General features: G+C 70.8%; 20 protein-coding genes and 1 pseudogene. 11 read left to right on the forward strand and 10 right to left on the reverse strand.

Annotated elements, in window-relative coordinates; translation table 11 throughout:
* From FJ108_11565 to arcC, 3 genes and pseudogenes are all read left to right on the forward strand, one after another.
* The coding region (locus FJ108_11565; protein MBM4336532.1) for a hypothetical protein at positions 1–807 on the forward strand (807 nt) is incomplete at its 5' end.
* Between the two features lie 40 nt (positions 808–847).
* Positions 848–1852: pseudogene (locus FJ108_11570) on the forward strand (ornithine carbamoyltransferase).
* 4 nt (positions 1853–1856) lie between these two features.
* Entirely contained in the window at positions 1857–2795 is a 939-nt protein-coding gene (gene arcC / locus FJ108_11575) for a carbamate kinase (GenBank protein ID MBM4336533.1), read from the forward strand.
* On the opposite strand, the gene FJ108_11580 is transcribed toward arcC, so the two are convergent.
* Both FJ108_11580 and FJ108_11585 read right to left on the reverse strand, forming a co-directional pair.
* On the reverse strand, positions 2792–4483 hold the full coding sequence (locus FJ108_11580; GenBank protein MBM4336534.1) for a DUF389 domain-containing protein: 1692 nt from the start codon (positions 4481–4483) through the stop codon (positions 2792–2794). The two genes, arcC and FJ108_11580, sit on opposite strands and share 4 nt — an antisense overlap.
* Positions 4484–4488: 5 nt before the next feature.
* Entirely contained in the window at positions 4489–5874 is a 1386-nt protein-coding gene (locus tag FJ108_11585; GenBank protein MBM4336535.1) for a hypothetical protein, read from the reverse strand.
* 96 nt (positions 5875–5970) lie between these two features.
* Here FJ108_11585 and FJ108_11590 point away from each other — a divergent pair, with 96 nt between their 5' ends.
* Positions 5971–6573, forward strand: a complete 603-nt coding sequence (locus tag FJ108_11590; protein MBM4336536.1) for a hypothetical protein — start codon at positions 5971–5973, stop codon at positions 6571–6573.
* A 6-nt stretch (positions 6574–6579) separates the two neighbouring features.
* Here the strand turns inward: FJ108_11590 and FJ108_11595 are convergent, their stop codons facing one another.
* Together FJ108_11595 and FJ108_11600 are read right to left on the reverse strand one after the other, a co-directional pair.
* Positions 6580–7650: a TIGR03857 family LLM class F420-dependent oxidoreductase gene (locus tag FJ108_11595; protein ID MBM4336537.1), complete on the reverse strand. Its 1071-nt coding sequence runs from the start codon at positions 7648–7650 to the stop codon at positions 6580–6582.
* A 16-nt stretch (positions 7651–7666) separates the two neighbouring features.
* Entirely contained in the window at positions 7667–8788 is a 1122-nt protein-coding gene (locus FJ108_11600) for a hypothetical protein (protein ID MBM4336538.1), read from the reverse strand.
* A gap of 98 nt (positions 8789–8886) precedes the next feature.
* Between FJ108_11600 and FJ108_11605 the strand changes: the two genes are divergently transcribed.
* From FJ108_11605 to FJ108_11620, 4 genes are all read left to right on the forward strand, one after another.
* Positions 8887–9753 carry an outer membrane lipoprotein-sorting protein gene (locus FJ108_11605; protein ID MBM4336539.1) on the forward strand — a complete coding sequence of 289 codons (867 nt, stop codon included), beginning with the start codon at positions 8887–8889 and terminating at the stop codon, positions 9751–9753.
* A 72-nt stretch (positions 9754–9825) separates the two neighbouring features.
* Complete coding sequence (locus tag FJ108_11610; protein ID MBM4336540.1) at positions 9826–10164, forward strand: SH3 domain-containing protein; 339 nt, start codon at positions 9826–9828, stop codon at positions 10162–10164.
* 12 nt (positions 10165–10176) lie between these two features.
* Positions 10177–10557 carry a thioredoxin gene (gene trxA / locus FJ108_11615; GenBank protein ID MBM4336541.1) on the forward strand — a complete coding sequence of 127 codons (381 nt, stop codon included), beginning with the start codon at positions 10177–10179 and terminating at the stop codon, positions 10555–10557.
* 15 nt (positions 10558–10572) lie between these two features.
* Complete coding sequence (locus FJ108_11620; protein MBM4336542.1) at positions 10573–11523, forward strand: RluA family pseudouridine synthase; 951 nt, start codon at positions 10573–10575, stop codon at positions 11521–11523.
* On the opposite strand, the gene FJ108_11625 is transcribed toward FJ108_11620, so the two are convergent.
* The 6 genes from FJ108_11625 to FJ108_11650 all read right to left on the reverse strand — a co-directional run bounded on the left by FJ108_11625 (position 11466) and on the right by FJ108_11650 (position 17941).
* The gene (locus FJ108_11625) at positions 11466–12587 is read right to left on the reverse strand and encodes a GNAT family N-acetyltransferase (GenBank protein MBM4336543.1); all 1122 of its coding nucleotides are present in this window, start codon (positions 12585–12587) and stop codon (positions 11466–11468) included. The two genes, FJ108_11620 and FJ108_11625, sit on opposite strands and share 58 nt — an antisense overlap.
* Positions 12588–12633: 46 nt before the next feature.
* A complete protein-coding gene (locus FJ108_11630) occupies positions 12634–13428 on the reverse strand; it encodes an EthD family reductase (protein MBM4336544.1) in 795 nt (264 codons plus the stop codon).
* A 6-nt stretch (positions 13429–13434) separates the two neighbouring features.
* Positions 13435–14619 (reverse strand): acetyl-CoA acetyltransferase, encoded by a 1185-nt coding sequence (locus tag FJ108_11635; GenBank protein ID MBM4336545.1) that lies wholly within the window; start codon positions 14617–14619, stop codon positions 13435–13437.
* Between the two features lie 23 nt (positions 14620–14642).
* A complete protein-coding gene (locus tag FJ108_11640; GenBank protein MBM4336546.1) occupies positions 14643–15968 on the reverse strand; it encodes a hydroxymethylglutaryl-CoA synthase family protein in 1326 nt (441 codons plus the stop codon).
* A 114-nt stretch (positions 15969–16082) separates the two neighbouring features.
* Entirely contained in the window at positions 16083–16829 is a 747-nt protein-coding gene (locus FJ108_11645) for an SDR family oxidoreductase (GenBank protein MBM4336547.1), read from the reverse strand.
* Positions 16829–17941, reverse strand: a complete 1113-nt coding sequence (locus FJ108_11650) for an MFS transporter (protein ID MBM4336548.1) — start codon at positions 17939–17941, stop codon at positions 16829–16831. Before FJ108_11650 ends, FJ108_11645 begins: the two co-directional genes overlap by 1 nt.
* A gap of 90 nt (positions 17942–18031) precedes the next feature.
* Between FJ108_11650 and FJ108_11655 the strand changes: the two genes are divergently transcribed.
* The 3 genes from FJ108_11655 (at position 18032) to FJ108_11665 (ending at position 20705) form a co-directional block, all read left to right on the forward strand.
* Complete coding sequence (locus tag FJ108_11655) at positions 18032–18787, forward strand: hypothetical protein (protein MBM4336549.1); 756 nt, start codon at positions 18032–18034, stop codon at positions 18785–18787.
* Between the two features lie 6 nt (positions 18788–18793).
* Complete coding sequence (locus FJ108_11660) at positions 18794–19843, forward strand: D-cysteine desulfhydrase family protein (GenBank protein ID MBM4336550.1); 1050 nt, start codon at positions 18794–18796, stop codon at positions 19841–19843.
* A 247-nt stretch (positions 19844–20090) separates the two neighbouring features.
* Positions 20091–20705: a PEP-CTERM sorting domain-containing protein gene (locus FJ108_11665; protein ID MBM4336551.1), complete on the forward strand. Its 615-nt coding sequence runs from the start codon at positions 20091–20093 to the stop codon at positions 20703–20705.
* Positions 20706–20717 lie beyond the last annotated feature (12 nt).

Here is a 20717-nt window from a genome sequence, read left to right on the forward strand (position 1 = left end):
AAAAGACTCCGGAGCGGCCCCTACCAGCTCGAAGGGTTCTACCTGAAGCCCAACGACGAGGCGTACACGAGCACCGACGTGGCCGGGGCGAACTTCGAGTACACCATGCGCGATACCGGTGTGGTCGGCATGAGCTACTTGAACGTCTTCGACTCGCAGAGCGAGCTTCGCGACGGAATGAGCCATTTGGGCTGGCGAGTCGATCTGACGCCGCTGCCCTGCGACCGCGCCTTCCACTTTTCGGGCGAGTACGCGCTGGAGGTGAACGGCAGCTCGCAGAGCTCCAGCGCCTGGTACGCAGAGGCAGGCCATGCCTTCGACGGCCTGATCTGGACGCCCTACCTGTCGTACCGCTACGCCTGGTTCGGCGGCGATGACGAGGGCAGCGCGGACCTCGAGGTCTGGGATCCGCTCTGGTACGGCTTCGACGACTGGAGCACCTGGTACGTCGGCGAGATCATCGGAGGCTTCGTCGCGCTCAACCGAGATCTCGCGATGCACACGCTGCGCCTGCGCGGTGAGCCCGGCGAGTCGCTGACCCTGCAGCTCGTCTACAACTACTACCGACTGATCGATCCCGTCGACGAGATCGTCGCCCGCGATCTCAACCCGCGCGCCGCGCTGATCCACAGCAAGTATGTGGGCCAGGGGTTCGACCTGATCGCCGACTGGACGGCGAACGACCACCTCTCGTTCTCGGGCGTGGCGTCGGCGCTCGATCCGGGAGCCGCCATGAAGCAGTACGCCGAGGCGGAGGGCGGCAGCTGGTGGCTGCACTTCATGCTCTACGCGAAGCTGAGCTTCTGAGCGGGCGGCGCGATCCCGCCTGCGGAGAGGAGTCCCCCGCATGAGCTTCAACCTGCGCAACCGCTCGCTGCTCACCGTCCAGGACTACACGCAGCGCGAGTTCAAGTACCTGCTCGATCTGGCCCGCGACCTGAAGCGCGCCAAGTACGCGCGCACCGAGCAGAAGCACCTCGAGGGCAAGGAGATCTGCCTGATCTTCGAGAAGACCTCCACGCGCACGCGCTGCGCATTCTAGGTCGCCTGCCACGATCAGGGCGCGAACGTGACCTACCTCGACCCCGCCGGATCGCAGATCGGCCACAAGGAGTCGTTCAAGGACACCGCGCGCGTGCTCGGCCGCATGTTCGACGCGCTCGAGTACCGCGGCGCGTCGCAGGCCGGGCTCGAGCAGCTCGCGAAGTACGCGGGCGTGCCCGTCTACAACGGGCTCACCGACGAGTACCACCCGACGCAGATGCTCGCGGACGTCATGACCATGCGCGAGCACGGCGACAAGCCGATTTCCGAGATCAAGTACGCCTATCTCGGAGACACGCGCTCGAACATGGGCCACTCGCTGATGATCGCGGGCTGTCTGATGGGGATGGACGTGCGCATCTGCGGGCCGAAGAAGCTCTGGCCCGCCGACGAGTACCAGAAGATCGCGCGCGACCTCGAGAAGCGGTACGGCGGGAAGCTCACCATCACCGACGACGTGGCGGACGCGGTGAACGGCGTCGACTTCATCCACACCGACGTCTGGGTCTCGATGGGCGAGCCCAAGGAGGTCTGGAAGGAACGCATTGGCTTGCTGCTTCCGTACCAGGTGAACATGAAGGTCGTGAAGGCCAGCGGGAACCCGAACGTCCGATTCATGCACTGCCTGCCCGCTTTCCACGACACGGAGACGACGCTCGGCAAGCAGATCGCGGAGACCTACGGCATCAGCGACGGGCTCGAGGTGACCGACGAGGTCTTCGAGTCGGAGTGCAACGTCGCCTTCGAGCAAGCCGAGAACCGCCTGCACACGATCAAGGCGCTGCTCGTCGCGACGCTCGGGGACTAGCGCGTTGCGCATCGTCGTCGCACTGGGAGGGAACGCGCTGCTCCGTCGCGGCGAGCCGCTCACCGCGGAGGCGCAGCGCCGCAACGTGCGCATCGCGGCAGAGGCGCTCGCGCCGCTGGCGGCGCAGAACCAGCTCGTGATCAGCCACGGAAACGGCCCGCAGGTCGGCCTGCTCGCGCTGCAGGGCGCGGCCTACAAGCCCGACGAGGCGTTCCCGCTCGACGTGCTCGGCGCGCAGACCGAGGGCATGATCGGCTACGTGATCGAGCAGGAGCTCGGCAACCTGCTGCCGTTCGAGGTTCCGTTCGCCACGATGCTGACGATGGTCGAGGTGGACCCGGCCGATCCCGGCTTCCGCGACCCGGCCAAGTTCGTCGGGCCCGTGTACGCGAAGGCCGACGCCGACCGCATCGCCGCGCAGAAGGGCTGGGTGTTCAAGCAGGATGGCGACAAGTGGCGACGAGTGGTCGCGTCTCCGCTGCCCAAGCGCATCTTCGAGATCCGCCCGATCCGCTGGCTGCTCGAGCGCGGCTGCGTCGTGATCTGCGCCGGCGGCGGCGGAATCCCGACCATGTACGAGCCCGGCGCCGCGCGGAAGCTCGTCGGCGTCGAGGCCGTGGTCGACAAAGACGCCTGCTCCGAGCTGCTCGCGCGCGAGGTCGCCGCCGACCTGTTCGTGATGGCCACCGACGCCGACGCCGTGTTTCTCGACTGGGGCACGCCGAAGCAGCGCGGCATCCACCGCGCGCATCCCGACGCGCTCGCGAGCCACGAATTCCCGGCCGGCTCGATGGGGCCGAAGGTCGAAGCCGCCTGTCAGTTCGCGCGCGCGACCGGCCACACCGCGGCGATCGGCGCGCTCGCCGACATCGAGGCGATCGTGCGCGGCGAGAAGGGCACGCTCGTGGACGGCCGCTTCGACGGGATCTCGTTCCACCGCTAGGGCGAGGTTGGAGTCGCGGTCGGACCGCCGAGCCCCTCGTAGCGCGCTCCCGTGACGACGAGCTCGACGCGCGCGCGCAGCGAGATCGCGATCGGCTCGCCGAGCTGCTTGGCCAGGGTTCGTTCGGCCGAGCGGATCTCCGCGGGGGTGGGCATTCGCGCGCAGCTGGCCTCGGCACGCACGCTCCAGCCGCGTCCGCCGGTCACGGCGTCGATCGCGGTGACGAAGAGCTGGGGCAGGGCCTCGAGCCGAGCTCTCACCGCGCCCTCGACGATGGCGCGGCGCGCGCGCAGCTCGTCGCTCGAGGTGTCGAAGTGCGCCGCTCCGTAGAGGATCCGGCCCTTCGAGGTCGTGTCGCTCGACTCCATGCGCCGCACCACCACGCGCACGCTCGGGTCCGCGAGCCGCTCGCGAAGCGCCGCCTCGAAGGCCGACACGTTCTCTGGCGACGGATCGCGCGGCGTCTGGATCGAGACCACGATCACCGGGCCCGACGGCGCCTCGACGAGATCGGTGTCGATCAGCTCGAGGGCGGGGCGGGTCGACGCCACCTCTCGCGCGAGCTGCTCGGCCTGCTGCAGCAGCCGCATCCGGGGTGCGATCGGCGCCTCGACCACCCGCCCGTTCAAGCTCAGGTACGGGCGCAGGCTGGCCGTGCCGGTCGCGGTCACGTCCTTCGTCATCGCGCAGCGCAGGAAGAGAGTCACTGTCTCGTCCAGCGCTGCGCCGAGCGCGTCCTGGATCCGCTTCACGCGCTCGGGCGGGATCACGCGCGGCGTCCGCACCGTCGACAGCACCTGCAGCCCCTCGCGCCCGTAGTCGAACTCGATGCTCTCGAGCGCCGTGCTCGGCTCCTGCGCGAGCTCGCGGTCGAGCGTCTCGGCGATGGTCCGCTCGATGCGCAGCTCGCGCACGCGGCCGACCAGGAAGCTCGTGAGCAGAGCCGTGATCACGATCAGCCCCAGCGCGGCGGGCGCGAGGCGGCGCGCCACGTTTCGCAGCGACCCCATCTCGGCGCGCGTGACGAAGCCCGCCAGCAGGAACATCGCCGCCGCGACGGCGAGGATCGCGAGCACGTTCGCCGAGAAGAGCACGAACGCCTGCAGCGCCCCCTCGTAGGCGCCCAGCGACAGGCAGATCCCGATCGCGGCGATCGGCGGGTTCAGCGCGGTCGCGATCGCCACGCCCGGCAGCGCCGGGGAAACCCGCTCGTCGATCATCGCGAGCGCTCCGGCCATGCCGGCCAGCGCCGCGACCATCAGGTCGATCAGCGTCGGCCGGGTCTGCGCGAGCAGGCCGGGCGTGGCCTCGACCGCGATCGGCAGCAGGCCGAGCAGGAAGCAGAGCGCGACCCCGAAGGCCGCGCCGCCGAACTCCGCGACGAGCGCGGTGCGCAGCAGGCGCAGGTCGCCGCGCACGAGACCGAGCGCGATGCCGAAGATCGGCGTCATGAGCGGCGCCACGATGTTCGCGCCGATCAGCGTCGCGTCGCTGTCGATGATCAGCGCGAAGCCCGCGATCAGCTCGGAGATCCCGAGCAGCGCGTAGTAGGTGAGGGTGGGGACGGATCCCACCTGCACCTCTTGGAGCACGACCTCGCGGCGCTCGTTCGTGGCTCGGCCGAGGTCGGCGATCGCCCGCCACCACGACTCGGCCCACGACTGCAGCCTGGGAGCGGGTTGCGTCATTCCACTCAGTAGGGGTCGAACACCGACTTCTTCCCTGGAGCGGGCGCATCTGGCTCCGGTTCGAGCTCCGGCTCGGGCTCCGGCGCCGGTGCGGCGGGCGCGGCGACATTCCGAGCCGGCGCGCTCGCGCGCGGAAGTCTGTCGATCAGATCCGCGTTCAGCACCCAGCCCTCGTTCCCGCTCCGCTCGGCCTTCACGTAGCAGAAATCCCCGTCGAGCTCGTAGCAGAGCACGCCCTCGTGCAGCGCGAGCTGTCCGACGACCGCGGACGTCGCGTCGGGCGCGCGGTAGAGCTTCGCGCGCGCAGCGCCCGCGTAGTACGCGCGCGGCGCGCGCGTCTCCATGCCGAGCCAGCCGCGCGCGGTCTGCGTGGCCGAGCGCCCGGCGGCGCAGCCGGAGCCGATCACGGCCGCGAGCGCCAGCGCGAGCGCACGGACGAGCGCGCGCGGCGCTCGCGCGCGCTCGCCCCAGAACGGGAAGAAGTTGAACCACTGGTAGGGCGCTTCGACGCAGCCGTCCTCCAGAATTCCCGCGAATTTCTGCACCAGCTGCTCCGCGTGCTTCTCGCGCTCGGCGCGCGGGACCGCGCCCTCGGGCGCGAAGACGCGGGTCGTGGCGGTGTAGCGCCCCGGACCGGTGCGGATGCAGGACGTGTAGAGCATCGCGCAGCCGAGCACGCCCTGGAGCAGGAACGGCCCGAGCGGAAGCCGCGCCGGGCGGCCGAGGAACGAGACCTCGACGGTGCGGTCCTGCTCCGACGGCCAGACGCGATCGCCGAGGATGCCGACGAACTCGCCGCGCGCGATCGCCGCGCGCATCTCGAAGGCGGCGTCGAGCGTGCCGGGCTCGAAGCGGATCAGGCGCAAGTTCCGGCCGGACTGGAGGCGCTCGAAGAACGAGTTGATGCGCACGGCGTGGCGCGTGAACATCAGCACGTTCAGCTTGATTCCGGTCTGCGCCGAGAGCGCGCGAAGCATGTCGAAGCTGCCGATGTGGGACGAGAGCAGGATCCCGCCGCGGCCCGCGCGCACGAGCGCCTCGAGGTGCTCGCGGCCGTGATCCGCGATCGTGATCGACTCCTCGTCGCCGCTCCACAGGATCATGCGGTCGAGCAGGTTCTCGGCGAACGAGTGCAGGTGCCGGAAGACGTGCCGGAGTCCCGGTGGCTCGCCGAGCGCCTCGCGCCCGCGCGGGGTCGACCAGAGCGTGCGCAGGTAGTCCAGGGACGCCGGGCGCGAGGCGCGCCCGGTGACGAAGAAGTAGGCGACGATCGGGCGCAGCAGCGCGACCGAAGCGCGGCGTCCGAAGGTCCGATAGAACCCGCGCAGGATGAACAGCCAGGCGAGCGACCCGCTCTCGGCGATTCCGGCCCAGCTGCCGCCGTGACTCAAGGCACGCTCCGCTCGGTCACCCGCACGCGCCGCAGAATACACTAGCCCCGTTGGCGCCGCGCCTTCGAGCGGCGCCGCAGAAGGGGATCTCCAGGCTTGCTCCCGATCCTGATCGCGCTCGGCTATCCGCTGCTCGTCTACTTCGCGCTCGACCTGGCGTCGCCGCGCGCGATCGCGCTCGCGATCCTGGCCCTGTACGCGCTTCGTCTGGCCACGCTGGCCAAGCGGCGGCTCGCGACGTACGCGCGAATCGCCGGCCCCGTGGCCGTCGCCATCACCGCTGCAAGCGCCATCTCGCTGGTCTGGAACGACCCGCGGGGCCTCTTGCTCTCGCCGGCGCTCGTGAATCTGGCGCTGCTCGCGGTCTTCGCGGCGTCGTTCGCCTCGCGCGAGACGGTGATCGAGTCGCTCGCGCTCGCGCACGGCGCCGCGGGTTCGCAGGAGCTGACCGCGTACTGCCGGAGGGTGACGGCGATCTGGTGCGCGTTCTTCGCCGCCAACGCGGGGGTCAGCGCCTGGCTCGCGCTCTTCGGCACTCGCGCGAGCTGGGCGCTCTACACCGGGCTCGTCGCGTACCTGCTCACGGGGCTCTTGTTCGCGACCGAGTTCGTGTATCGGCACTGGCGCTTCCGCCGCTACGTGGGCCTGCCGACCGATCCGCTGCTGCGCAGGCTCTTCCCCCCGGATCCGACGAAGTAGCGCCGCTCAGGCGGCGGGGTTCGCGCGCAGGTGCGCGAAGCGCGCGGCCACGCGCGTCTTGCGGTAGGCCGAGACGATCGGCTCGAGCTCGGTCGGTGTCGCGCCGTGCAGGATCACCCCGTCGCAGCCCAGCGCGAGCTGGTTCTCGATCTTCGCGACGCACGCCTCGGGGCTGCCGGTCGCGGCCGGGGCCAGCCATTCGGCGGGGACCAGCTTCGCGATCTGCTCCAGCTGCTCCGTCGTCGCCTTCGCGTCGATCGCGCCGGGGAATGTCGACACGAGCGGGTCGGCGCGGAAGCGCGCGAGAGGCGCCGGGTCCCAGCGATTCGTCTCGACCATCAGGTCTCCGTAGGCCTGCAGGTAGGTCGCCATCCGGCCGACGGTCTTCTTCAGGCGCAGAGGCTCGGGCAGGTGGTCGCCGACGGTCGCGAAGCACGACCAGACCCGCACCCGCGCGGGATCGCGCCCCGCGCGCTCGGCCGCCTGCTTCACCGCGCGAACGCAGCGCGCGGTCGTCTCGTCGCTGAAGAAGGTGTGGAGCACCACGGCGTCGAACGCGCGCCCGCCGAGCGCGAGCGAGTTCGGGCCGAAGGCGGTGAACGTGAGCGGGATCTCGCCCGCGTAGTCGGGGCCGAGCGAGAGCAGCGGGTAGCGCCCGGCGGGGCCGTCGTGCGCGAAGATGGTCTCGCCGCGGAACAGGCGGCGCAGGATTCCCACGAAGTCCTCGAGCTGCGCGGTGGTGACCTTGGGCAGGCCGTAGGCCCGGAACATCGGCGCGATGCCGCGGCCCAGGCCGAGCGAGAAGCGGCCATCGGTCAGTCGGTGCATCGTCATCGCGTACGCGGCCGTCACCATCGGGTGTCGGGTGTTGTGATTGGTCGCGGCCGTCGCGATGCCGAGCCGCGTCGAGACCGCGCCGACGGCGCCCGAGAGCGTCGCGGCCTCTTTCACGTTGAAGCGCTCCGAGATGAACGCGGAGCCCAGCCCGAGCGCCTCGCCGGCGCGGACCTCGTCGATCAGATCGCGCGGCGACTTCGGCTGCCCCGCGAGCGTGTAGAAACCGAGCTCGTTCATCATCGCCTCTGCCTTCCCCTCACTTCCGCGGCGCAGGATGCCCGATCGCGCGGCGGAATTCCCGGAGCACCGGCAGCCGCTCCAGCCAAGGGGACGCGTCGGCGCGCGCCGGGTCCACCTCGCTGATCTCGCCCGCGAAGCCGGGCGGAATCTGGCTGTACAGCGCGGGCGGGTCCTCGGCTTCGTCCATGAAGTGGTACTCGTAGCCGGGCACGAAGAGGTCCTCGTCGGCGTTCACGTCGATCGTGCGCACGCCGAAGCTCGACAGCTCCGTCGTGAGCGCCTGCGGCGGGACGATCCACACCTGTCTGGGCGCGGCGACGAACTGCCACTGGATGCGGCGATTCGCGGAGAGGACGCGGAACTTGCGGATCTCGCCGCCGTAGAGCCGGCTTGCGATCGAGTCGACCTCGAGCATCCCGCCCGCAAAGTCCGGCTCGTAGCCGCGCGCGAAGCGAAGCGACTCGGGATCGTTCGGCTTCGCAAAGCGGGCGATCGGCCTGCCGCCGTGGATCCGGTTGCGCGGATCGGCCTGGGCGCTGCGCCGCGGCGCGGTGAAGTCCCCGTACGGCTCGATCCGCGTGTCGGGCGCGCGCCGCAGCACGCGCGACATCGCGCGCTCGTCGCGAACCGGGCGCGCCACCGCGCGCGTCAGCGCGTCGAGCGCGGGCTGGATCTCGAAGGGCAGGTTCGTGGTCTCCTCGGCCGTGCAGCGCACCTTCTCGCCGTTCTCGACCACCCACTTCAGATCGCCCTTGCCGATCCAGTTCTCGCGCTCGGAACGCGCGAAGTGACTCGCGGAGCGCCAGATCAGCGACGCGTCCTTGTAGAAGATGCGCGCGAAGAGCGACTTTCGACTCGACGGGGTCGGGCGCTTCGCGTCGGGCAGCACCCACGTCACGAAGAAGCGCGCGTTCACGTCCGAGCGCAGGTGCGCGAGGTAGAAGACCGTGTCGAAGAGCTCGAGCTTGTGCCGCGGCGGATAGCGCCGCAGCAGCCGCTCGGGATCGCTCCTGCCTTCTCCCGCGCAGCGGAGCTTCGCGCCGCGCTCGAGCCAGCCCCGCAGCTCCCGCTCCACCGCGCGCGGAGCGAGCTCCGCAGCCGAAACGCCCGTCACGATCGCGGTCGGAATTCTCGCCATCGACGCGTCAGGCTGCGCCTCGCCGGCGCATCTGGCAAGAACGCGCTCGGTCGGCCGAGGGTTGACCGGGATGCCGTGTTTCGGCGATACAAGCGGCGATGCCTGCCCCCGTCCGCGCAGCCTCCCTCCTCGGGGCGGCCCTCGTCTTCGCGGCCATCGCCATGCCTGGCGGTGCGGCAGAGATCGAGTTGCCGGCGCGTGAGGAGATCGAGGCGGCGATCCCGGAGGGCGGCTCGCTCTCGGGCCGCGAGATCTTCGACCGATTCCTCGACAACCGCCTGCACTCGGCGGTGCAGTGGCAGACCGTCGTCTCGCGCGACCCGGGCGGCAACGAGCAGCGCTCGCGCTTCTGGGTGCGCTGGAAGGACTACCGCGACTCGGAGAAGAAGTCCCACGACGGCGTGGTCGCCAAGACGCTGGTGAAGTTCTCGGATCCCGAGGACATGCGTCAGACGGGATTCCTGATGGTCGTCAACAAGGACCGCTCCAACGACCAGTTCATCTGGTCGCCGGCCACGGGCCGCGTCCGCCGCGTGCGCCTCTCGGGAGTCGGCATCATGGGCACCGACTACACCTTCGACGACATCGGCTGGAAGAGCATCGAGGATGCGGAGTACCAGCGCCTGCCCGACGCAGAGGTCGACGGAGTCCGCGCCTACGTGCTCGAGGTGACGATGAAGCCGTTCGTCGACTCCGAGTACCAGACCATGCGCACCTGGATCGACCAGGAGCACTACATCCCGCTGCGCACGATCTACCGCGACCAGAACGGAGTGCCCATGCGCGAGATGGTCGCCGAGTCCGGCAGCATCGAGAACTTCGAGGGCGCGTGGATCGCCACGCGCTCGGTCATGTACAACCTGAAAGAGCGGACCTCGACCAGCGTCTACGTCGAGGCGCTCGACCCGGACGTGACGCTCGCGGATCAGGCCTTCAGCACTTTCCAGCTCACGCGCCGTCATTAGCGACGACCCGCGCGTGTTCCGTGATAGCTTGGCACTCGGGATCAGGTCCTCGCAGAGGACGGGAGGAGCGAATTGAGTCAGCTCGGGTCGATTCTCGCGGCCTTGATCGCGATCGCCGTGCTCGTGACTGGCGCGAGCGGCTGCCGCACCGCGCCGGAGCCGGAAGCCGCAGAGGCGGAGGCGCCGATTCCGCCCGGAATCGAGACGTTCCCGCTCGAGGTCGTGACGGCGACGAGCCTGAACGTCCGCGCGGGACCCGGCACCGAGCACGGGATCGTCGGCAGGCTGGCCCAGGGCGCGCAGGTCCGCGTGCTCGAGCAGATGGACGGCTGGAAGCGGATTCGCCCGGACGAGGGCGGTCTCGAAGGCTGGGTCGCGGGCGGTTTTCTCCAGGCGACGTCGAGCCCCTGAGCAGGAGTGTCCATGCCGATCATCGGTCTCACGGCGGAGAGCTTCGAGCAGAGCATCACTGACAACTCTCTGGTGATCGTGGACTTCTGGGCGCCGTGGTGCGGACCGTGCCGGAGCTTCGCGCCGGTCTTCGAGGCCGCTTCCGAGCTGCACGGCGACGCGGTCTTCGCGAAGGTGAACACCGACGACGAGTCCGCGCTGGCGAGCGCCTTCGAGATCGGCTCGATCCCCACGCTGATGATCTTCCGCGAGCAGATCTGCGTGTTCTCGCAGCCCGGCGCGCTGCCGGCCGAGGCGCTCGAGGATCTGATCCAGAAGGTGAAGGCGCTCGACATGGACGACGTGCGCCGGCAGATCGAGGAGCACGAGGCGCAAGAAGTGGACGAAGAGTAGGGCGGAGCCGCGGGTTTGGACGTCCTGCGACTGCTCGAGCCCGAGGAGGAGTTCTCGCTCCGCGTCGCGCCGGACGAGCACGGGCTCCGGATCGATCGCCTGCTCGCCATGCACCTGCCGTTCGCGTCGAGGTCTCGCATCGCGGGATGGATCCGCGCCGGGCGTGCGAGCATCGACGGAGCGCCGGAGGCGCGCGCGGCCAGGCCCGCGGTCGCCGGCCAACACCTGCAGCTCCGGATCGAGAAGCGCGCGCGCGACTCCGCCGAGCCCCTCGACGACCTCCTCGCGTTGCCGGTGCTCGCGCGCGGGGAGGGCTGGCTCGCGGTCGAGAAGCCCGCGGGCGTGCCTTGCCATCCCGCCGGGAACACGATCAAGCGCACGCTGCTCACCGCGCTCACGCTCACCCACGCGAGTGACTCGGATCCGGGCGGACCCTGGCTCCCGCACCGCCTCGATCGCGAGACGTCAGGCCTGGTTCTCGTGGCGCTCACGCGCGCGGCGCAAATGCGGATCTCCGCCGCATTCAGTCGCGGCGAGGTTCGGCGCTTCTACGACGCGGTCGTGCGAGGGGACGCGGGCGAGCGGCTTCAGGCCCCGGGCGTGACTCTCGACGTGCGGCTGCCGCTCGCGCGCGCGGGCTCCGCGCCGCCGCGCTTCCGAGTGGACCCGCTCGGGGCGCCAGCGCATTCGCGCGTTCGACTCGTGAGATCGGGCGTCGCCTCGAGCGAGCTTGCGCTCGAGCCGGTGACCGGGCGACAGCACCAGCTTCGCGTGCACCTGGCGCACCTCGGCCACCCGATCGTCGGCGACCCGCTCTACGACCCGGACGCGAGCCAATCCGAGCGGATGAGGCTCCACGCGCGCGCGATCGAGCTCGCGCCGGGCGTGGTCGGAAACGCGGCGCCGCTTCAGCTGGAGACGGTCGCCCCCGACTTCGAGGCGGCGTCCGCGAGATCCATCCGGTAGCAGGCGACGCGGGTTCGCCGGTCGGGGTCGTAGCCGCGCCACTTCGAGACGGGAACGTCGCCCGGCCCCGCAACGTGAAACGCGTGGCGCTCGAAGAACGCGCCGACTCGTTCAGAGGTCGTGCACGCGTAGACGAACTCCAGGCCCCGCTCGCGCGCGCGCGCCAGCGCGTACGCGACCAGGTGCCCGCCGACGCCCTCGCCGAGGAAGCGCGTCAGCGTGTACAGCGACGCGATCTCCGCCGAGCGCGTGGTCTCGTCGACCAGCAGCGCACCGATCCCCGCCAGGTGCTGGCCCTCGACGAACGCGCCGAAGCCGCTGGCGAGGACCAGGTCGTGCTGCTCCGGCGAGCGGGCGGCGAGATAGCCTTCCGCGGTTCCGCGCGCGATCAGGTCGGACGCGGCGTCGTAGTCGTCGAGCACGAGTCGCCGCACGATCATGTAGCGCTCTTCCGTGAAGAGCGTGCCCGAGCCCGCGTAGGTGAAGAGCTCGTCGGCCAGACCCTCGAGCGTGCAGACGTTCACCGCGGGCACGCCGGCCACGAGCATCGCCTCGACCTCGCGAAGCAGCGCGGTGCGGCGCTGGTTCGCGGGCGCACCCGAGCCGAGAATCTCGCGCAGCTCGTCGAGGTGCACGAACGAGATCCGCTCGCGGTTCTCGCGCAGCAGGCCTCCGTCGCGGTCGATCCAGACCAGCTTCGCGATTCCCAGCCGCACCGCCGCCTCGCGGCAGGCCGGTGCGAACGCGAGCGACCCGCCCACGACGAGCCCGAGCCGCGACTCGTCGTGGAGCTTGCGCCAGACCGTGCCCTCCAGCCGCGGCGTCGCCATCGAGAGCACGTTCTCGCCGACCAGCGGCTCGAGCGCGGAGCGCTCGGTCGAGATCAGGATCACGTTGATCTCGTTTCGCGCGAGCTCGTCCATCACCTCCACGAGCTTCCCGGGCTGACGCAGCTCCGCGGCGGGCGCGGCGACCGCGAGCGTCTTCCCGTGGAACTCCTCCAGGTAGAAGCCCTTCTCGGAGAACGGCGCGGGCGCGGTCGGGGGATTCGGGCTCGAGCTCACGCCGCGTATATAGCAAGACCTGCGCGCCGCGCGCGCGCCGCGCCGCTCAGCTCGTGCCCTCGTCGACGAAGACGATCTCCTTGCTCGCGAAGAGCGTGGAGCGCGAGAAGTCGATGAAGCGCTTCTCGTCCTCGAAGAACAGCCCGAAGCCGCGCGCGCCCTCGCTTGTCGGATCGGCCAGGATCCGGACCAGGTCGTAGCGGTCGAACCAGGCCTCGGTGAGCCCGGCGTACGCGGGCGGCCCGCCGCGACTCGCGCGAAACGCCGCGTTCAGCTCGTCGTCGAGCGTGTGGGTCTGGATGTACCGCGCGAAGCGCGTCGCGCCGCTGTGCCGCCGGAGCAGGTAGCCGTGATCCATGTTCCAGGTCGCGTGGCAGGCGGCGACGCTCATCCCGGGCTTCGGCTGCAGCAGGTAGCAGAGCTTGATCCAGGAGCTCGCGGGCCAGGCCACGATCGAGTTCTCGGGCATCGGGTTGATCTGCGCGATCTCCTGGCCGAGCCAGAGCGGCGAGCGCGCGAGGTCGATGAAGCGCTTCTCGTCCTCGAGCAGGAGCGCCCCCGCCTTGCGACCGGCCTCGCTCCCGAGCGCTGCGAGAAGATCGTCGCGAGAGTCCCACCACAGGCACGCGACGCCGTCGAAGGGCTCGTGCATTCCGGTCCGCGCGGCGCGAAGGCCGTCGTAGAGCGGATCGTCCACGCTGTGCGACTGCAGATAGCGCCGGATCCGCAGCGCGCGCGCGACACTCGCGACCAGCGGCCCGTGCGTCTCGCGCCAGTAGCGCTGGAACTCGGCGCGCGAGAGGCTCGGAAGCCGGCGCAGCGGGAAGCTCAGGCGGATCATCGCCTCTCAGCCGAGCTCGCTCCCCACGATCGAGACGAAGCTGACGCAGCGGCCCGGCGCTCCGCCGAGGTTGTGCGTCAGGCCGAGCTTCGGGCTCTTGATCTGGCGCGCTCCCGCCTCGCCGCGGAGCTGCAGCCACATCTCGTACATCATGCGGAGCCCCGAGGCGCCGATCGGGTGGCCGAAGCTCTTCAGCCCGCCGTCGGGATTCACCGGCTGCGCGCCCTCGAGGTCGAAGCGGCCCTCCTGCTCGTCCTTCCAGGCCTGGCCGCGCGGAGAGAAGCCCATGTCCTCCATCAGCACGAGCTCGGTCGGCGTGAAGCAGTCGTGCACCTCGGCCATGCTGATCTGCGCGCGCGGGTCGGTGACGCCCGCCTGCTTGTAGGCGTCCCGGGAGCTCGCGACCACCTCGGGGAAGCTCGTGAAGTCGTAGTCCTGGCTGAAGTAGCCCTCGGCCGGGCCCGCGGCGAAGGAAAGCGCCTTCAGGTAGATCGGGTGCTTGGTGTACTTGTGCGCGTCCTCGGCCCGACACAGAATTGCGGCGGCCGAGCCGTCCGAGACGCCGGAGCAGTCGAAGATGCCGAGCATGCCGGCGACCGACGGCGAGGCGCAGATCTTGTCCATCGCCACTTCCTTGCGGAACTGGGCCTTCGGGTTCTTCGCGCCGTTCCTGTGATTCTTCCAGGCGATTCGCGCCAGCACCTGCTTCAGCGTCGCCTCGTCCACGCCGTACTTCTTGGCGTAGGCGGGAGCGAGCAGCGAGAAGGTCGCCGGCGCGGTCATCGTCGGGTCGGTGCCGTCGGACGGCGGGCGGCTGCCGGTGAGCCCGGAGAAGCCGGAGTCCTTCAGCTTCTCGACCCCGATCGCCATCACCAGGTCGTAGGCGCCGCTCGCCACCGCGTAGGCCGCGTTGCGCATCGCCTCGGAGCCCGTCGCGCACATGTTCTCGAGCCGGGTGACCGGCTTGTACGCGAGCTTCAGTGCCTCGGAGAGCATCAGTCCCGAGACGCCGCTCCCCATCGTGCCGAGCCAGTACGCGTCGATGTCGTCCGGACCGACGCCGGCGGACTTCCAGGCCTCGGTCGCCGCGTCGACGAGCAGATCGTCGGCGCCCTTGTCCCAGTGCTCGCCGAACGGCGTGCAGCCCATGCCCACGATCGCGACGCGGTCCTTGATTCCATTGGAGGCCATGGAGACTCCTTGCTCGCCGGAAGCTAGCGCTTCGGGCGCGCCTTCCAGAAGTAGTTGTGGACGCCCTGTCCGGTGTAGAGCCTGCGGAACGTCATCTCGAGCTCGTTGCCGATCGCGACCGACTTCGGATCCACGTCGGTGAGCTCGCAGGAGAGCCGCCCGCCGCCCTCGAAGTCGACGATCGCGGCGACGACCGGCGGCTGCAGCGTGTAGGCCAGGTGGTCGAGCGTGTAGGTCGCGACCTTGCACGACGCCTCGGAGAAGCGCTCCTCGCGCATCTGGTCGACCGCCGCGCACTTCACGCAGACGCGCTGCGGCGGCAGGTGGCCGGTGCCGCAGGCCTCGCAGCGCGAGCCGAAGAACGCGTGCTTCCAGTGGCCGGCGCGCTGCATCGGCGGCGCCGCCGGGCGCTCGGGCTCCGGCCGCCGCGGCGGCTCGAACGGCAGGATTCCTCGCCACTTCAGGTAGGTGTTGTAGGGCAGGTCGTTGCGCTTGCTGCCGAGCCAGCGGTCGACGGAGTGGACCGGGCGCGCGGCCTCGACCTTCGCGGTCACCTCGAGCACGATCGCGTCGCAGCCGTCGCCACCGGCGACGACCAGGATGCGATCGCCCGCGCGGGCGCGGTCGAGCGCGCGCGCGAGCAGGAGCCCCGCGTGCGCGGAGCCGGTCCGCCCCACCGCGCCGAGCAGCGGGTCTGCGAGCTGCTCGGGCTTGAGCCGCAGCGCCTCGGGAATCACCGCCATCGCGCGCGCGTTGGTTCCGTCGAGGATCACGGTCGCGAGATCCGCGGGGCCGATGCCCGCGCTCTTCAGCGCGCGCGTCGCCGTGTCGAGCACGATCGGCCCGAGCGTCTCGGCGCCGAAGCGCTCCTCCCACTGCTTCGCGAACGGATCCGTCGGCAGCCGCCAGACGTCGAGGATCTCGGCGGTGGCGGAGGCGCGGCCGACGACCTTCGCGATCGCCTCGGAGTCGGGGCCGGTCACGAACGCGACCGCGCCGTCGCCGCTTCCGCTCTCGCGTCCGCCGCCCGGCGCGCCGATCACCACGTCGGCGGCCACGACCAGCGCGCGGCCGCCGGCCGAAGCCGCGTCCGCGCCCGCGAGCAGCGCGCCCAGACCCATTCGCGTCGACGCGCCGAGCTCGAGCGACCGCAGCGTCCTCGGCAGATCGAGCGCCGCGGCCAGCGTCGCGGCGTTGAGCTTCTCCGCGTACGGCGGGCTCGTGGTCGCGAAGATCAGCGTGTCGATGTCGCTTGCGCCGCGCACCGCGTCGCGCGCGGCCTCGACGCCCATCGAGACGGCGTCCTCGTCGTAGCTCGCGACGGTCCGCTCGCCCTTGCCCGCGCCCATCGCGGCGCGTTGCAGGCGGTTGTACGGCAGATAGCTCCCGTAGCGCGTGATCCCGGCCAACTCGGCTCCTCCTCGGGAATTCTAGTCGCCGCGCATCTTACATGTCGCGGCGGGTCAATTCACGCTGTCGGCCGAGCCTCCGTCGATGCGCAGATTGGAGCCGTTCACCGAGCGAGAGAGCGGGCTCGCGAGCCAGGCGACGAGATTCCCGACGTCCTCGGGCGTGCAGGCCGAGCCCGATGGGTTCTCGCGCAGGCGCGCCTCCGACAGGCGCTCCAACACCTCGCGTGTGGCGATCAGCCCCGGGCTGACCAGGTTCACCGTCACGCCGCTCCCGGCGAGCTCCTTGGCCAGGCTCACCGTCATGTTCGGCAGCGCCGCCTTCGACGCGTAGTAGTGCGGCATTCGCGCGGCCGGCCGGCTCGAGCCGATCGTGCCGACGAAGATCACCCGGCCAAAGCCGCGCGAGCGCATTCCCGGGACGAACGCCTGCGTGAGTCGCACCGCGGAGAGCACGTTCTTCTGGTAGATCGAGAGCCAGTCGCCCGTCGAGCCGTCGAGCCAGCCGGGCCCCTCCGCGACGCCGTAGTTGTTGACCAGAACGTCCACGTGGGGGACCGCGTGCAGGGCTGCCTCGACCGCGCGCGCCGCGCCCTCGTCGCTGGTGATGTCGCCCGAGACGCCATCGGCCCGGCCGCCCGCGGCGCGGATCTCGGCGACCACGCGCTCCGGCTCGTCCGGGCGAAAGCCGTGCACGAGCACGTGCGCGCCCTCGCGCGCGAGCACCTTCGCGATGCCCTCGCCGGTGCCGCGGTAGCTGCCCGAGACGAACGCGATCCTTCCCGCGAGCTCCAGATCCATCAGCTCCTCCTGCGGCGCAGCAACGAGACCAGCGCGAGCGCGGCGAACGCCGCACCCGCAGCGAACGGCGCGCTCGCACCGTACGCGTCCCAGAGCCAGCCGGCGAACGGGCTCGCGGCGAGAATCGTCACGCCGGTCACGAGGTGGAAGACGCCGAAGGCCGTGCCGTGAAGCTCGGGCGGCGCGCTGTCCGCGACGAGCGCCGCGAGCAGGCCCTGCGACAACCCGAGGTGGAGGCCGAAGAGGGCGACGCCGAGCGCGGCTCCGACGAGGCCGGCCGAGAACGCGAGCACGAGCTCGCTCGCGACCAGAACCGCGCAGGCCAGCGCGAGGAGCCGCGTGCGGTCGATTCGGTCCGAGAGCGCGCCCGCCGGGTACGCCGAGAGCATGTACACGGCGTTCATCAGCACCAGCACGAGCGGGCCGAGCGTCGCGCGAAGCCCGACGGAGCCTGCGCGCAGGATCAAGAACGCCTCGCCGAAGCGCGCGAGCGCGAGCAGCGCGGTGATTCCGAGCACGCGCAGATACGGCGCGCCGAGTCTGCGCAGGCTCGCCAGCTCGAGCGGCGCTCGGCGCTCGGCCGCGGCTCGCGTCTGGTCCGGCTCGGAGACGCCGAACGCGAGCAGCGCAACCGCGATGAAGGCCGGCGCGACCGCGATCCAGAACACGGCGCGGAAGTCGTCGTGCAGCAGCGCCATGCACGCGACCGCGAGAAGCGGCCCCGCGAACGCGCCGACCGTGTCGAGCGCCTGGCGAAGCCCGAAGCTCGCGCCGCGAAGCTCTCCCGGCGCGAGCTCGGCGATCAGCGCGTCGCGCGGCGCGCCGCGGATCCCCTTGCCGACGCGGTCCACGAAGCGCGCCGCGATGACCCAGGAAAGTGTCGGGGCGAGCGGGAAGATCGGCTTGGAGAGCGCCGCGAGACCGTACCCCGCGAGCGCAAGCGGCTTGCGCCGGCCGATCCAGTCGGAGAAGGCGCCGGAGAAGAGCTTGGTGATCGAGGCGGTCGCCTCCGCGATGCCGTCGATCCAGCCGACGGCCAGCAGGCTCGCGCCAAGCGTCCCCACCAGGTAGAGCGGCAGCAGCCCGTGGATCATCTCGGACGAGACATCCATGAACAGGCTCACCCCCCCGAGCGCCCAGATGCTCGCGGGGATGCGTTTGCGGGAGTTGCCGCCTGCGGGGCCCACGGTCCACACTGTGCCATGCGACTCAGACAGATTGCGCTCGTCGCGCGCGACCTCGAGCCGGTTCTGGCGGATCTGTGCGAGGTGCTCGGCGCGGAGGAGTGCTTCCGCGACCCCGGGGTGGCCGAGTTCGGGCTGCACAACGCGTTGCTCGCGATCGGCACGAGCTTCCTCGAAGTCGTCTCGCCGGTGCGCGAGGGCACGACGGCCGGGCGGTTGCTCGAGCGCCGCGGCGGCGACGGCGGCTACATGGTGATCGTGCAGACCGACGACCTCGCGGCCGACCGCAAGCGGATCGACGAGCTCGGCATTCGCGTCGTCTGGCAGGTGAAGCTCTCCGACGCGGCGACGATGCACCTGCACCCGCGCGACGTCGGCGCGGCGATCCTCTCCTTCGACCAGATGACCCCGCCCGAGTCGTGGCGCTGGGCGGGCCCCGATTGGCAGAAGCACGTGCGCGCCGACGGCGCGCGCGCGATCGCGGGTGCGGAGCTGCAGAGCCCGGATCCCGCGGCGCTGGCGACGCGCTGGGGGCAGATCTTCGCTCGCAAGCCGGTCGGCCGGAGCGATGGAAGCCTCGAGATCCCCCTCGACGCCGGAACGCTGCGCTTCGTGCGCGCCAGCGACGGGCGCGGCGAGGGCGTCGGCGGCGTCGACATCGCGGTTCCCGATCCGGTCGCCGCGCTCGCGCGCGCGAAGGCGCGCGGCTTGCGGGTCTCCGGTGACACCGCCGAGATCTGCGGAACGCGGATCCGGCTGGTCGCCGGTCGCTAGCCGCGCGTGAGTGCGCTCGAGGCCGCGCTCGCACGGGCGCCCCGTGTCGCGCTCGGCCATCTGCCGACACCGCTCGAGCCGCTCGACGGCTTGAGTCGCGCGCTCGGACCCGGCCCGCGAGTCTTCGCGAAGCGCGACGACTGCACCGGGCTCGCGCTCGGCGGGAACAAGGTGCGCAAGCTCGAGTTCCTGCTCGGCGAGGCGATCGCGGCCGGCGCAGACACCGTGATCACGACCGGCGGCGTTCAGTCCAACCACGCGCGTCAGACCGCGGCCGCCGCCGCGAAGCTCGGCCTGCGCTGCGAGCTCGTGCTGCCGCGGATGGTCGCTGGCCGCGACCCTGCCTACGAGACGAGCGGGAACCGGCTGCTCGACGTCTGGCTCGGCGCGCGCGTGCAGATCGTCGATCGGCCTGCCGACGTGATCGGCGCGGTGCAAGAGATCCAGGCCGCAGCCGTAGCGCGCGGCGGAAAAGCCGTCTTCATCCCCGCCGGCGGCTCGACTCCGACCGGCTGTCTCGGCTACGCGGCCGCCGCGCTCGAGCTCGCCGCGCAGCTCGACCGCGAGCGGCTGCGCGTCGACGCGATCGTGCTCGCGGTCTCGACCGGCGGAACGCTCGCGGGGCTGCTCGTCGGGCTCGAGGCGCTGGGCCTGGCGATCCCCGTGATCGGGGTCGGCGTCTACGCGCCGGCCGCGCAGGTTCGCCCCGCGGTTCGCGACCTGGCCGAGAAGACCCGCGGATTTCTGGGCGGCGCCGCGCTTCCGGACGCGCGCATCGACCTGCGCGACGACTGGCTCGGGCCCGGCTACGGGCTCCCGACAGAGGCGCTGCGCGAGGCTCTGGCCGTGACGGCCGGAAGCGACGGGCTGCTGCTCGACCCGGTCTACACCGGAAAGGCGATGGCCGGGCTGATCGCGCTGAGGCGGGGCGGGGGCCTGCCGGGATCGAACGTCCTGTTCTGGCACACCGGCGGCGCTCCCGGCCTGTTCGCGTACCCGGAGCTCGCACCCGCCGGTGACGCCAGTCACAGCCCGGACCCGGGTCCCGCGCGATAAACGAGCCGTGCCTACGACCGACCTCCGGAGGGGCAGTCGCTTGGGTCCCGAGAAGATCCTGCTCGCGCTCGCCGTCGCGCTCGGACTGCTGACGGCCGCCCTCTCGTTCTAGGGGCCGCCCGCGCCGCTCGCGGAAATCTGTCCCGCGCGGAGAGAGTTCTGTTGACAGCGCGCCGTGCGCGTCCTGGACACCACCGCTGACACAAAGCTGTGGAACGTCACAGTGTGTCCTCGCGCCGAGTGACTCATGACGTGTGTCTGCGTCGCGAGTCCTCGGCGAGTCACATCCATTGGGGGGTACTTGATGAATCGGTTCGCCGTGTCCTTGATTCTCGTTCTGGGTCTTGCCGTCCATGGCTCTGCGAGCGGGGCGCAGATCGACGTCTTCCTGATCAGGTGCGATCTGCCGAACTCGATGTGCGCGTCGCCGAGTACGAACCTGTTCGGCCTGAGCGTCAACAACAACGGCGGCGCGAATCTCGGGGCGGTCAACCTTCTGACTTCAGGAAATCTGACGAGCATGACGCTGAATCCTCTGAACACCGGGATCAGCGTCGGCGACAGCTCATTCACGATCGATCCGCTCTCGATCGGTCTGAACTTCGCGATCATCAGCAACGCCAGCGCCGCGGGTACGATCGCTGCGGCGGGCGCGCAGGGTGTGCTGCTCGCGATCCTCACGAGGTCGAGCGGCCCTGTGACGCTGGTCGGGCCCGAGGTCGAGGCGGGTCAGGACGCGGTCTTCGACAACAACCTCGTCGCAATCACGAACTACACCATCACCGTGGTGCCCGAGCCATCGACCACGCTTCTGCTCGGGATCGGGCTCGCGGCGCTGGCGCTGCTGCGGCGGGCGGCGTAGCAGGCGAGGGGA

The organism is Deltaproteobacteria bacterium (assembly GCA_016875225.1).
Classification (GTDB): domain Bacteria; phylum Myxococcota_A; class UBA9160; order SZUA-336; family SZUA-336; genus VGRW01.